Annotated in this window: 11 protein-coding genes; 5 read left to right on the top strand and 6 right to left on the bottom strand. The window is 75.1% G+C overall.

Annotated elements, in window-relative coordinates; genetic code table 11:
• Positions 1 to 2: 2 nt before the first annotated feature.
• From LWC33_RS19305 to LWC33_RS19295, 3 genes are read right to left on the bottom strand one after another with little or no spacing between them, the layout of a single operon-like run.
• Positions 3 to 2,744, bottom strand: a complete 2,742-nt coding sequence (locus LWC33_RS19305) for a 2Fe-2S iron-sulfur cluster-binding protein (RefSeq protein WP_233305809.1) — start codon at positions 2,742 to 2,744, stop codon at positions 3 to 5.
• On the bottom strand, positions 2,741 to 2,983 hold the full coding sequence (locus LWC33_RS19300; protein WP_233305808.1) for a sarcosine oxidase subunit delta: 243 nt from the start codon (positions 2,981 to 2,983) through the stop codon (positions 2,741 to 2,743). Before LWC33_RS19300 ends, LWC33_RS19305 begins: the two co-directional genes overlap by 4 nt.
• Positions 2,984 to 3,006: 23 nt before the next feature.
• Positions 3,007 to 4,242: a sarcosine oxidase subunit beta family protein gene (locus LWC33_RS19295; protein ID WP_233305807.1), complete on the bottom strand. Its 1,236-nt coding sequence runs from the start codon at positions 4,240 to 4,242 to the stop codon at positions 3,007 to 3,009.
• 114 nt (positions 4,243 to 4,356) lie between these two features.
• Here LWC33_RS19295 and LWC33_RS19290 point away from each other — a divergent pair, with 114 nt between their 5' ends.
• Positions 4,357 to 5,010, top strand: a complete 654-nt coding sequence (locus LWC33_RS19290) for a GntR family transcriptional regulator (protein WP_233305806.1) — start codon at positions 4,357 to 4,359, stop codon at positions 5,008 to 5,010.
• Positions 5,011 to 5,122: 112 nt separating this feature from the next.
• Here LWC33_RS19290 and LWC33_RS19285 read toward each other — a convergent pair whose 3' ends face one another.
• Genes LWC33_RS19285 through LWC33_RS19275 form a run of 3 tightly spaced genes read right to left on the bottom strand, consistent with a single transcriptional unit; the run spans position 5,123 to position 8,417 of the window.
• On the bottom strand, positions 5,123 to 7,267 hold the full coding sequence (locus LWC33_RS19285; protein WP_233305805.1) for a TPM domain-containing protein: 2,145 nt from the start codon (positions 7,265 to 7,267) through the stop codon (positions 5,123 to 5,125).
• Between the two features lie 22 nt (positions 7,268 to 7,289).
• The gene (locus LWC33_RS19280) at positions 7,290 to 7,772 is read right to left on the bottom strand and encodes an HIT family protein (RefSeq protein ID WP_233305804.1); all 483 of its coding nucleotides are present in this window, start codon (positions 7,770 to 7,772) and stop codon (positions 7,290 to 7,292) included.
• A 9-nt stretch (positions 7,773 to 7,781) separates the two neighbouring features.
• On the bottom strand, positions 7,782 to 8,417 hold the full coding sequence (locus LWC33_RS19275; protein WP_233305803.1) for a TetR family transcriptional regulator C-terminal domain-containing protein: 636 nt from the start codon (positions 8,415 to 8,417) through the stop codon (positions 7,782 to 7,784).
• An 86-nt stretch (positions 8,418 to 8,503) separates the two neighbouring features.
• Between LWC33_RS19275 and LWC33_RS19270 the strand changes: the two genes are divergently transcribed.
• From LWC33_RS19270 to LWC33_RS19255, 4 genes are all read left to right on the top strand, one after another.
• Complete coding sequence (locus LWC33_RS19270; RefSeq protein WP_233305802.1) at positions 8,504 to 10,114, top strand: FAD-dependent oxidoreductase; 1,611 nt, start codon at positions 8,504 to 8,506, stop codon at positions 10,112 to 10,114.
• Positions 10,114 to 11,733, top strand: coding sequence for a class I adenylate-forming enzyme family protein (locus LWC33_RS19265; RefSeq protein WP_233305801.1), 1,620 nt, complete (start codon positions 10,114 to 10,116; stop codon positions 11,731 to 11,733). Before LWC33_RS19270 ends, LWC33_RS19265 begins: the two co-directional genes overlap by 1 nt.
• A gap of 72 nt (positions 11,734 to 11,805) precedes the next feature.
• Complete coding sequence (locus LWC33_RS19260) at positions 11,806 to 12,210, top strand: SRPBCC family protein (RefSeq protein ID WP_233305800.1); 405 nt, start codon at positions 11,806 to 11,808, stop codon at positions 12,208 to 12,210.
• Entirely contained in the window at positions 12,207 to 13,169 is a 963-nt protein-coding gene (locus LWC33_RS19255) for a PfkB family carbohydrate kinase (protein ID WP_233305799.1), read from the top strand. Before LWC33_RS19260 ends, LWC33_RS19255 begins: the two co-directional genes overlap by 4 nt.
• Positions 13,170 to 13,256: the final 87 nt, after the last annotated feature.

Raw genomic sequence — 13,256 nt, 5'->3', positions numbered from 1 at the left:
CATCACCGGACACTCGGCTCACCATCCCGTCGGGTTCCCTCCGGGTCGAACAGCACGGAGCCGGTGACCTCGACGGGCACCAGCGCCCCGTCGACCGGCACGGTCAGGCGCTCGCCGATCCGCGCGTGCCCGCCCTTGACCAGGGCGAGCGCGAAGGTCCGGCCGAGCGCGGCACTGCGGTAGCTCGACGTGACGTGGCCGAGCATCGGCACCGGGGGCGGCGGCAGCGCGTCGGTCAGCTCGACGATCTGCGACCCCTCCGGCAGCTTCAGGTCGGGATCGACCGGCAGCAGGCCCACGAGCTGCTTGCGCAGGGGGTCGAGGTTGGCCGGGCGGGCGAAGGAGCGCCTGCCCACGAAGTCCGGCTTCTTCTTCGACACCGCCCACTCCGTGCCGAGGTCCTGCGGCGTGACGGTGCCGTCCGTGTCCTGGCCGATGATCGGGTAGCCCTTCTCGGCGCGCAGCACGTGCATGGTCTCGGTGCCGTACGGCGTGATCCCGTGGGGCGCACCGAGGTCCAGCAGGCGCCGCCAGACGGCGGCCGCGTGCCAGCCGTCGACGCTCACCTCCCAGGCCAGTTCGCCCGAGAAGCTGATGCGCGCCAGCCGGACCGGGACGCCGTCGACCTCGGTGTCCAGCCAGCTCATGAACGGGAAGGCCGCGTTCGACACATCGACGTGCGGTGCGAACGCGCCGATCACGTCCCGGGACCGCGGCCCGACGACCGGGAAGGTCGCCCACTGCTCGGTCACCGAGGTCAGCGACACGCGCAGCTCGGGCCACTCGGTCTGCAGCCACTCCTCGAGGTGGTCGAGGATCGGCGCGGCGCCGCCGGTGGTCGTGTAGACGAGGAAGCGCTCGTCGTCGATGCGCAGCACGGTGCCGTCGTCGATCACCATGCCGTCAACCCCGCACATCACGCCGTACCGGACCCGGCCGGGCTTCAGCGAGGACATCATGTTCGTGTAGATCCGGTCGAGGAGGACGCCGGCGTCGGGCCCCTGGACGTCGATCTTGCCCAGGGTGGAGCCGTCGAGGATGCCGACGCCGGTGCGGGCGGCCGCGCACTCGCGCAGCACCGCGGCCTCCATGTCCTCGCCGGGCCGCGGGTAGTACCGGGCGCGCTTCCACTGCCCGACGTCCTCGAACACCGCGCCCGCCTCGACGTGCCAGGCGTGCAGCGCGGTCGTGCGCTCGGGGTCGTAGAGCCGGCCGCGCTGGCGCCCGGCCAGCGCCGCGAAGGCGACCGGCGTGTACGGCGGCCGGAAGGTGGTGGTGCCCAGGGACTCCACCGGCACGCCGAGCAGCTCGGCGGTGATCCCCGAGGCGATCACGCCGGAGGTCTTGCCCTGGTCGTGTGCGGTGCCGATCGTCGTGTAGCGCTTGACGTGCTCGACGCTCCGCATGCCCGAGGCCACGGCACGGGCGATGTCGGCGACCGTCGAGTCACGCTGCAGGTCGACGAACTGCCGCGCCGGCTCGCCCTCGGTGCGCCACAGGACGTGTGTCCTGCGCGCAACCGGTTCGGGCGTCTCGCCCCTGCCCTCGGCCAGACAGCCCGCGAGGTCGAACGTCCCGTTCGCCGCCCCGACGACGGTGCCGCCGTCGAGCGGCTCACCGGGCCGGAAGGCGCCGAGCTCGGCGTCGTACCGCAGCGCGCCGCGGACGTGCGAGAACAGGTGGGCGGTGGGGTTCCAGCCGCCCGAGAGCAGCAGGGCGTCACAGGGGAGGACGGTGCCGTCGTCGAGGGTGACGGCGGTGACCGCGCCGTCCTCCGACCCGGTAGCGCTCGTCCCCACCACCCGTGCGTGGTGGGTGGCGCTCCCGCCCGCCCCGGGGCGCGGATCGACGACGGTGACCCGCGCGCCGGCGCGCTCGAGGTCGGCGGCGGCGTCGTACGCGGCGTCGTCGGTCGTGAAGACGACGATCTCCCGGCCGACCAGGACGCCGTACCGGTGCAGCAGGTCGCGGGCGGACGCGGCCAGCATGATCCCGGGGCGGTCGTTGTCCTCGACCACGATCGGCCGCTCGTGCGCCCCGGTCGCGACGACCACGTGCCCGGCCCGGATCCGCCAGACCCGCTGCCGGGAGACGTCCCTCGGCGGCTGGGCGAGGTGGTCGGTGCGGCGCTCCAGGGCGAGGACGAAGCCGTCGTCGTAGTGCCCGAACGCCGTGGTGCGCGGCAGGATCCGGACGTCCGGGTCCGCGCGCAGCTCTGCGACGGTGTCGGCGACGAAGTCGAAGGCGCTCCGCCCGCAGATCCGCTCCGTGCCGAGCAGCGAGCCGCCCGCGGCGGGGCGGTCGTCGACGAGCACCACGCGGTCGCCCCGGCGCGCGGCGGTCCGTGCGGCGAGCAGGCCCGCGGGCCCGGCACCGATGACGAGGGTCTCGCAGTGCGTGTACCTGCGGTCGTAGCGCGCGGTGTCGGGGACCTCCGCGAGCCGGCCGCGGCCGCCGAGGCCGCGGGCCACCAGCCCGTCGACCAGGTCGACCGTGGTGGCGAGCAGCATCGGCTCCGGGAAGGGCTCCTCGACCTGCACCAGCCCGGTCGGGTCCTCGCTCCATGCGGCGGTGATCCCGCGCGGCCGGTCGAGCTTCACGCTCGTGCCGACGCGGCGCACGCCGTTCGCGAGGAGGGCGGAGGCGAGGGTGTCGCCGGGGTGACCGGCGTACTGCTCGCCGTCGAAGGTGAAGGTCAGGGTGCGGGAGCGGTCGATGCGGCCGTACCCGTCGACGCGGCTCATCGCTCGAACCGGTAGGTCACGGTGTCCCGGACGGCGGTGAACCAGCGCCGGCAGCCGGCGCTGTGGCTCCACCGCTCCTCGAAGCGGCCCTTGGGGTTGTCGCGGACGAACACGTAGCGGGCCCACTCCTCGTCGGACAGAACGGCGGGGTCGGCGGGGTAGGCCACACCGGCCTGGCCGCCGTAGTGGAACTCGACCTCCTCGCGGGGGCCGCACCAGGGGCAGTGGATCAGCTGCATCGAGGGTCTCCTGAGGTGCCCGGTCAGTGGGCGACGGCGGCGGCGCCGTGCTCGTCGACGAGCGCGCCGGTGACGAACCGGTCGAGGGCGAACGGGGCGACGTACGGGTGCGGCCGGCCGTTCGCGACCGTGTCGGCCAGACACCAGCCGATGCCCGGGGTGGCCTTGAACCCGCCGGTGCCCCAGCCGCAGTTGAGGTACACGTTCTCGTACGGGGTGTGCCCGACGATCGGGCTGGCGTCGGGGGTGACGTCGACGATCCCGCCCCAGCTGCGCAGCAGGTGCGCGCGGGCGAAGACCGGGAACAGCTCCACCGCGGCGGCCATCTGCCGTTCGATGATGTGGAAGGCGCCGCGCTGGCCGTACCCGTTGTAGGAGTCCACCCCGGCGCCCATGACCAGCTCGCCCTTGTGCGCCTGGGACACGTAGACGTGCACGGCGTTGGACATCACGATCGTCGGGTGCACCGGCTCGAGCAGCTCGGACACCAGCGCCTGCAGCGGGTGGGACTGCAGCGGGGCGGGCACGCCGAGCATGTCCAACAGCACCGAGCTGTGCCCGGCCGCGCACAGCGCGACCCGTCCGCAGGCGATGTCGCCCTTCGTCGTGCGCACGCCGGTGACCCGTGCGGTGCCGTCGTCCGGGCTGCCGTCGGTGGTGAAGCCGGTGACCTCGCAGTCCTGGATCAGGTCGATCCCGGCCTCGTCGGCGCGCCGGGCGAACCCCCACGCGACGTAGTCGTGCTTGGCGATCCCGGCGCGGGCCTGGTAGGTGGCCCCGTGCACCGGGTAGCGGATGTCGGCGGAGACGTTGACGATCGGGCAGATCTTGGCGACCTCGTCCGGGCCCAGCCACTCGGCGTCGATCCCGTTGAGCTTGTTCGCCTCCACCCGACGGACGGAGTCGCGCACGTCCTGCTCGGTGTGGGCCAGGTTCAGCACCCCGCGCTGGGAGAACAGGATCGGATACCCCAGATCCTCCTCGAGACCTTCCCACAGTGTGAGTGAGTGCTCGTAGATCGCCGCGGATTCGTCCCACAAGTAGTTCGATCGGATCAGGGTGGTGTTGCGGGCCATGTTCCCGCCGGCCAGCCAGCCCTTCTCCACCACCGCCACGTTCGTGATCCCGTGGTTCTTCGCGAGGTAGTGCGCGGTGGCGAGGCCGTGCCCACCGCCACCGACGATCACCACGTCGTAGGACTTCTTCGGCTCGGGCGTACGCCACAGGAAGTCGGGATGCTCCGGTAGCTGCTCGGCCATGCAGGACTCCGTCCGACGGTCTGCGCGACAAGATCTTGCAGACTGGTATATCAATCGTGAGGTACGGTAGGGACCGTAGCGAGGTCGGTCAAGGGGTTCGTCAGGGGAGGGCACATGAGCGTGGCGACGTCGGGAGAGGTCATGTCGCTGGCGGAGCGCGCGTACACGGCGATCCGCGACCGGCTCGTCATGCTCGAGATACGCCCGGGCGACCCGCTCAACGACGACCGCCTGGCCGCCGAGCTCGGCACCGGGCGCACGCCGGTCAGGGAGGCGTTGAAGCGGCTCGAGGGGGACCGGCTCGTGATCGCCTACCCGCGGCGCGGGACGTTCGCGACGGCCGTCGACATCACCGACCTCGCGAACCTGTCCGAGGTGCGGCTCGCGCTCGAGCCGCTCGCCGCCCGGTCCGCGGCGCGGTCGGCCGGGAGCGCCGACCGGGCGGAACTCGCCGCGCTCGGGGAGCGGATCAGTGCGCTCGACCCCACCGGCGACCCGCGCGAGCTGCTCCGCGCCGACGTCGAGGTCCACCGGGCGCTCTACCGCGCCACGGGCAACCCGCACCTCGAGGACGTCTGCGTGCGGCTCGACAACCTCGCCACCCGGATCTGGGTGCTCTTCCTCGACCGGCTCCCGACCCTGCCCGGGCACGTCCACGAGCACGCCGACCTCCTCCGCGCCGTGGTCGCGGGGGAGGAGGAGAAGGCGGCGGAGCTGGCGCTCGCCCACGTCGTCGGGTTCGAGAAGGCGATCCGCGGGGTCCTGTGAGCCGCCCCCGCCTGCGCACTACGGCTCCATAACGCGCTCAGAGGTGGGCGTTGGGCGCGTTATGGTTCCATAACGCGCCCAGAAGTCGGAATTGGACGCAATGCGCGCTGCGTCAGAAGCGGCCGCCGCCGCCTCGCCTGCCGCGGCTGGAGGAGCCGCCGAAGCTGCCGGGCACGCGGCCGCCCGAGCGCCCGCCGCCGAAGCTCCCGCCGCCCCTGGAACCGCCCCCGATGCCGCCGCCGCGATAGCCGCCGCCGCGCATCGCCTCGGAGAGGATCCCGCCGAGCACGAGCGCGCCGAGCTCGCCACCGAAACCGCTGCCGCCCCCGGAGGGCCCCGACCAGCGCGACACGTCCGACTGCGCGAGCCGTAGGGCCTCCTGGGCCAGCGCCTCCGCCTGCTGCGCCTCCCGCAGGGCGGCCGCGGGGTCGCCGCCGGCGGTCGCCACGGCGAGGTGCCGCTGCGCCTCCGCGAGCCGGGTGCGCGCCGGAGCGCCCACCGCGCCGCGCCGGGTGGACACGAAGTCCGACGCCGCCGCCACGGCCGACCGGGCCGTCACCAACGCCTGCTCCAGGGCGGCGGTCGCGCGGCGCGTGCGCTCCGCGGTCTCCCGGGCGCCGGCGATCGCCGTGTCCAGCGCCGCGGCCGCCTCGTCGAGCAGCCGCAACGCCGCGATCGGGTCGGGAAGACCCACGCCCGACGTCGCCGCGCCGCCTCCGGCCGCCCCGCCCGTCGCCGCCCCGCCCGTCGCCGCGCCGCCCGTCGCCGCGCCGCCCGTCGCCGCGCCGCCCGTCGCCGCCCCGCCCGTCGCCGCGCCGCCGCCGACGGATCCGGCGCCGGCGCCCCGCGCCGCTTCCGTCGCGGCCTCGATCGCCGCCCGCGCCCGGGCCGTCACCCCCGGGTCGACCCCGGGCAGTGCTGCGGCCTCGGCGAGGTCCTGCTCGACCTCCGCCCGCGCGGCCGGCACCCGCCCCGACGCCTCGGTCAGCTCCGTGCCGCGCCGGGCGATCCCGTCGAGGAGGGTCTCGGCCTGGGTCTCCGCGTCCTCCGCCGCCCGCCCGTCGACCACCGCGAGAGCGGGCTGCGACGCACCCAGCCGGGCTCGCGCCTCGTCGATCTCCTTCTGCGCGTCGGCGAGCAGCGCGCGGGCCTGCGGCAGGTTCTCGGCGACCGGCTCGAGCGCCGTGGGCGCCCACCGCCGGCCGAGCTCGGCCCACTGCCGCTCGACCTCCGGCAGCCGGGCGGTGAGCCCGAACAGTCGGGCGGCGATCCCGTCGACGTAGCCCTGGGCGTCGGCCTCGAGGGCGCGGAGCCGGTCGAAGCCCTCGACCTGGGCGTCGAGCCGGTCGTCCGCCTGCGTCGCGAGCCGGATGATCTCGGCGTGCATCGCGCGCCGCTCGGGCTCGGTCTCGGGGACGTCGTCGTCGAGCCGCTGGCGGATCTCGAAGGCGGCGAGCATGTCGGCGCGCGAGGCCTCGAGTGCCGCGGCGAACCCGGCGACCGCGTTCTCGCCGAAGTGGGTGCGGGCGGCCGAGAGCTCCCGCTCCGAGGTCCCGACGGCATCGTCGACCTGGAGGAGCGCCTGGCTGGAGCGGTAGGCGAGGTCCTCGGTGGACTCGCCCGGCGCGGGGTCGGGCGGGCCGGCCGGGACCGGGGCGGGCGGCGTGACCTCCGGCTTCGGACGGCGCCGCCGGCTCACCAGCCACGCCGCCCCGCCCACGACGACCACTCCGCCGCCGACCAGCAGCGGGATCGAGACGCCACTGCTGGTGTCACGCAACCCGTCGGCCAGGCCGACCGCGGCACCGGCCCAGTCGGACCGCGCGAGTGCCGGCTCGACGGCGTTGCGCCGGATCTGCAGGATCGACGCGTCGGACTCGGGGAAGTTGTCGTCCACGGACATCCCGTAGACCCGGTCGTCCGTCGCCACGGCGAGCAGCACCTGGTCGCGCCCGAGCTGGGAGGCGACCGCGGTGGCGTCGGCCCACTGCTGCCCGTCCCGGCCGTCGAAGGACCTCACGTAGACGACGAACAGGTCGTAGCCGCGGTCGGCGTGCAGCCGGTCGACCGCCTCGGTGACCCGGGCGCGGTCGGCGGCGTCGAGCACCCCGGCCCGGTCGGTGACGCGGTCCGGCGCACGGAAGGGCGGGTCCGCGGCGGCGGTGCCGGGCAGCAACAGCAAGGGCAGGACGAGCAGGGCGGCGAGCGCGGCGAACCGGCGCACGGTGATCTCCTTCGGCAGGGCGACGCCCGCCATCTTGGCCCCCCGCCCCGACGGGCTACAGACCGCCCGTGAGCAGGCCGCGCAGCTCGAGGGCGATCCGTTCCTTCAGCTCCTCGTGCCGGGTTCCGGCGGCGTGCTCGGCGGCGCGCAGGTCGGGGTAGCGCCAGACGGGCAGGAACCTGTACTCGTCGGGTTCCCACTCGTACCGCGCGTGGACGTGTCCGTGCAGGTGCGGCCACGTGTTGCCGAGGACCTCGTAGTTGATCCGGCGGAACTGCCCGTCCGTACGCAGCGCGGTGCGGACGGCCTGGCCGAGCAGCGACAGCTCGTAGAGGAACCGGATCCGTTCGGGCTCGTCGAGGTCGTCGAGGTGCTCGACCTCGGCCCGGTGGATCAGCAGGCAGTACCCGGGGAGCTTCTGGTGGTCGCCGAACACCGCGAAGCCCGACGCCGTCTCGGCGATCAGGTTCGGGAGCTTCTCGCCGCGCCGGAGGGCCTCGAGCCGGGTGTCGGACGACGGGTCAGCGCTGTCGCTCATGGTCCGACGCTAGAGCGGATCGCCCGCCGGCGCAGCCGGTGAGTCCTCACCGGACGGTGGCGTCGCCAGTGCCGCGACGTGCCTGGTGATCAGCGCGCGCTGCCGGGCGGGCGGCCAGTCCTCCGGGTCGAACGCCGCCTCCACCGCGACCCCGTGGGTGAGTGCCAGCAGGGTGCGGGCCTCCTCGTCCGGGTCCCGCGCCGGGTCGACGGTCCCCAGCCGCTGCCCGGCCCGGACGGCGTCGGCGATCAGGTCGCGGTGCCCCGTCACCCGCCGCCGCTGCACGGCACCCAGGTCTGCCTCCCCGACGGCGATGCCGAAGAAGGCCAGCCAGGTGCGCCAGTTCTCGGCCCGGGGCGCGTCGAGCGGGAGCACGGCCTCGCACAGCGCGACGAGCCGGCGCGGGTCGTCCTCGCCCGGTGCCTCGCGTACCCGGTCGCGGGCCTGGTCGACGGCGGCGTGGTACGCGCTCTGCAGCAGCTCCTTCTTGTCCGCGAAGTAGTGCGTGATCACCGTGGTGCTGGCTCCCGCCGCCGCGGCCAGGGCGCGCAGGGACAGGCCGTCCGTGCCCCGGCGGGCGACGAGGGCGGCGGCCAGCGCGGCGATCTCGCGGCGCCGGGCGTCGGCGTCGATGCGACGGGGCATTTGACGGAGCTTACAACACGCGTTATACAAAACCGAGCCATCTACCGGACGTTTGGCAGTGATCACTGCGGGCAGGGAGGGTGTGCATGGAGACCGTGGACGTCGTGGTCCTCGGGACCGGTGGGGCCGGCCTGGTCGCGGCGGTCGCCGCGGCCGATGCGGGCGCCGGGGTCGCCGTCGTCGAGAAGGGGGAGCGGGTCGGCGGGACCACCGCCCTCTCCGGCGGCACCACCTGGATCCCCGCCAACCCCCACCAGCCGACGCCCGACGGCCGCGCGGACGCCCTGGCCTACCTGGACTCGTTGTCGCACGGGCTGATCGAGCCCGCGCTCGCCGAGGCGTTCGTCGACACCGGACCCGAGTTCGTGCGGTGGATCGAGGCGGCCACGCCGGTGCGCTACCACGTGGTCCCCGGGCTGCCGGACTACCACCCGGAGCATCCCGGCGGGAAGCCCGGCGGCGGCCGCTCGCTCGACCCCGACCTGTTCTCGTTCCGCGAGCTGGGGGAGTGGGCGGACCGGGTCGTCATGCCCGAGCGGTTGCCGCGGCTGATGCTCACCGAGACCTTCATGGGTGGCGGGCGGCCCGGTCCGCCGAGCCGCGACCAGCGCCGCGAGCGGGACCTGCGCGGCTGCGGGCACGCGCTGGTCGGTGGGCTGCTCAAGGCGCTGCTGGACCGCGGGATCGCGCCGCGGACCGGCCTGCGCGCGACCTCGCTGATCCTCGGCGACGGCGTGGAGGGCGTCCGGTTCGCCGACGGCACGGAGATCCGGGCGCGGCGGGGCGTGGTGCTGGCGACCGGCGGGTTCGAGTGGGACCCGGAGCTGGTGCGCGCCTTCCTGCGCGGCCCGATGACCAGCCCGGCGTCGGTCCCGACCAACACCGGCGACGGCCTGCGCCTCGCCATGGCCGCCGGCGCGCAGCTCGGCACGATGCGCGAGGCCTGGTGGGTCCCGACCGTCGAGATCCCGGGCGACGAGGCGTTCGGCCGGCAGCGAGCCCAGCTGATCCTGCGCGAGCGGTCGCTGCCGCGGTCGATCATGGTCAACCGCACGGGCCGGCGGTTCACCGACGAGGCCGCGAACTACAACGCCCTCGGCGGCGCCTTCCACCAGTTCGACCCGACGACCTTCACCTACGCCAACCTGCCCTGCTGGCTGGTCTTCGACGCGGAGTACCTGCGGCGCTACGGGTTCCTGTCGCTGCCGCCCGGCGCCGAGCCCCCGGCGTGGATGACGAGCGCGCCCACGCTCGACGAGCTCGCCCGCCGGATCGGTGTGCCGCCGCCGGCGCTGGCCGCGACCGTGGCCCGGTTCAACGCGCACGTCGCCGAGGGCGCGGACCCGGACTTCGGTCGCGGTGCCGGCGCCTACGACGGCTGGAACGGCGACCAGCACCACTACCCGGGCCCCGGCGCCACGCTCGGTCCGCTCACCGAGGGCCCGTTCCACGCCGTCGAGATCCACAGCGGGGCGCTGGGCACCAAGGGCGGTCCTCGCACGGACGTCGACGGCCGGGTCCTCGACCTCGGCGGCACGTCGATCCCGGGGCTCTACGCCGCCGGCAACGCGATGGCCGGGGTGACCGGCATGGTCTACGGCGGCGCAGGCGGCACGCTCGGCCCGGGCATGGTCTTCGGGTACCGGGCCGGCCGGCACGCCGGCGCCCGCGTACCCGCGTCCGCCGGGGCGGCGTGATGGCGGAGCGGACCTGGCGCGAGCTGCCCACCCTCGCCGACCTGCTCGTGCGGACGGCGGCCACGGCCGACCCGGTGGCGGGCATCGTCACGCCCGACGGCCGCACCTCCTGGTCCGAGGTCCTCGCCGCCGCCGAGCGGATCGCCGAACAGCTGCTGGACCTCGGCGTCGGGCCCCGGGCCCGGGTGGCGGTGGCCGCGGACTGCTCCGCCGAGGGCGTCGAGATCCTCTTCGCGTGCGCGGCGCTGGGTGCGGTGGCGGTCCCGGTCAACACGCGGTTCGCCGTCCCCGAGGTCCGGCACGTGCTGGCCGACGCCGGCATCGAGGCCGTCGTCGTGACGGGGCACCCGGACTCGCCCGCGGACTACCCGGAGCTCATCCGCGCGGCGACGGGGCTGGACGGCGACCCGGCGGCGCTCGCCCTCGACGGGCTCCCGGCTCTGCGGGTCGCGGCCGCGATCGGGCCGGTCGAGGGTTTCGTCCCGCTCGATCTCGAAGGCCCGGACCCGGACGCGACGGCCGCCCGGATCGGGCCGTTCCGCGAACGGGTCTCGCTCCGGCAGACCGCCTTGATGGTCTACACGTCCGGGACCACGGCGCACCCGAGCGGCTGCCCGCTCAGCCACGAGGCCGTCGTCGGCGTGGGGGTCGCGGTGGGCCGCACGCGCTTCCGCTGCACCCCCGCGGACGTGCTCTGGGACGTCCTGCCGCTGTTCCACCTCAGCTTCCTCAACCCGCTGCTCGCGATCCTCGACGCCGGCGGCACCTTCGTGACCACCCGCCGGTTCGACCCGGCGCGCGCCCTGGCCCAGATCCGCGACGAGCGCGTGACCGTGGCGTTCACCTGCTTCCCGACGATCATCGAGGCCCTCGTCGCGCAGCCGGACTTCGCCGCTGTGTTCGCGGGGGTGCGGCTGATGCTCAACGTCGGGCCGCCCGAGACGCTGCGCCGGCTGCAGGCCCTCGCGCCCTCGACGGTGCAGCTGACCTCGTACGGCAGCAGCGAGGTCGGCGGGATCGGCGCCACCACCGCGCCCGACGACCCCGACGACATCCGCCTCGGCACCAACGGCCGCCCGCTGCCCGGGATGGAGATGGCCGCGATGGACCCCGTCGACGACGAGCTCCTCCCGCCGGGGACGCAGGGCGAGATCGTCGTGCGCGGCCCCGGGCTGTTCGACGGCTACTGGAACGACCCGGGGAAGACCGCCCGCACCGCGGCGGCCGGCGGATGGTTCCGCACCGGGGACCTGGGCTTCGTCGACGCCGACGGGCGGGTGAGCTACCGCGGCCGGATCAAGGAGATGATCAAGGTCGGCGGGGAGAACGTGGCCGCGACGGAGGTCGAGGTCGTGCTCGCGCGGCATCCCGACGTGGCGGTGGTCGCCGTCGTCGGCGTGCCGGACCGGCGGCTCAGCGAGGTGCCCGCGGCGTTCGTGGAGCTGCGCCCGGGTGCGACGACCTCCGCCGACGACCTGCTGGCGCACTGCCGCGCCTCGCTCGCCGCGTTCAAGGTGCCGCGGCACCTGCGCTTCGTCGACGACTGGCCGATGTCCGCCACGAAGATCCAGAAGGTCGCGCTGGCCCGGAAGCTGGCCGCGGAGCTGGGGGTGGGGTAGGGGAGCGGCCGGTGGGCGTGATCGGAGTCGGTGGGGCGTGGGAGGGTGGCGGCCCGAGCGGAAGGAGCGCCCGTGTCCACACTCCCGAGCCGGCACCTCGGCGTCCGGATCGAGGCACCGGCGGCCGAGGTGTACGCCTTCGTCGCCGACCCCACGAACCTGCCCCGGTGGGCGGCCGGCCTCGCCTCGTCGTGCGTCGAGCTGCGCGAGGGGCGGTGGGTCACCGAGTCGCCGATGGGCACGGTCGAGATCACCTTCGCGCCGCGCAACGAGTTCGGCGTGCTCGACCACGACGTCGCGCTCCCGGGCGGCGAGGTCGTCTCCAACCCGCTGCGGGTGCTGCCCAACGAGGACGGCTGCGACCTCGTGTTCACCGTCCGCCACCGCCCCGACATGAGCGACGAGGACCTGGAGCGGGACGTCGCGGCGGTGCAGGCCGACCTGGAGACCCTCGCCCGGCTGCTGTCCGGCCCGTGACCGAGCACGTCGCACCGAGGGTCGTCGTGGTCGGCGCGGTCAACGTCGACATGGTGGTGCGGGCCCCGCGGCTGCCCGGCCCCGGCGAGACCGTGGTGGGGCCCGGGGTGGAGCGGTTCGGCGGGGGCAAGGGTGCCAACGCCGCGGTCGCGGCTGCCCGGGCGGGCGCCGAGGTCCGGTACGTCGGGGCCGTCGGCGCGGACGACGTCGGGTCCGGCGCCGTGGCCGAGCTGCGGGCCGAGGGGATCGACGTCGGCGCGGTCGCGGTCCTCGAGGGCGTGCCGACCGGCGTCGCGCTGATCGTGGTCGACGAGGCCGGCGAGAACCAGATCGCCGTCGGCGGCGGGGCGAACGCGGCCGTCGACCCGGAGGCCGTGCGGTCGGCCGTCGCCGGGGCCGCGGGCTGGGCCGGATGCGTGCTTGTCAGCACGGAGATCCCGGAGGAGGCCGTCGCCGCCGCCGTGGAAAGCGCTGCGGCACAGGGGATCCCGTGTGTCGTCAACTCCGCGCCGGTGCTGCCGGTGCTCGGCCGGCTGCTACGGCACGGGCCGGTGCTCACCCCGAACGCGACCGAGATCCGGGACCTGGCCGCCCTGCTGCCCGCGGGCGACGGACCCGCCACCGAGGCGGACCGGGCGGCCGCCCTGGCCCGGCGGACGAACGCCGAGGTCGTGGTGACGCTCGGCGGCGACGGGGTGCTCGTCGTCGACCCCGGTGGCGGGACCGAGCACGTCCCGGCCCATCCGGTGGCGGAGGTCCGGGACACCACCGGCGCCGGCGACACGTTCAACGGCGTCCTCGCGGCCGGCCTCGCGGCGGGGGATCCGGTGGTGCGGGCGGTCCGGCGGGCGGCGGTGGCGGCCGCGCTGTCGGTCGCGGAGAGCGGCGCCCGGAGCGGTATGCCGGGCGGCGCCCGGATCGAGGCCGAGCTGGCCGCATCGGCCCGGCGGCGGGACTGACGTGGGTCTATCGTCGGCGCCGTTGTGACTCCCTCCGACGGCTCCGACGGCTCCGACGGCTCCGACGGCTCCGACGGCTCCGACGGC

The sequence above is a fragment of the Pseudonocardia terrae genome (assembly GCF_021343995.1).
GTDB classification, from domain to species: domain Bacteria; phylum Actinomycetota; class Actinomycetes; order Mycobacteriales; family Pseudonocardiaceae; genus Pseudonocardia; species Pseudonocardia terrae.
Note: the sequence above shows the minus strand (reverse complement) of the source record. Positions and strands in the feature narration are given on the sequence as shown.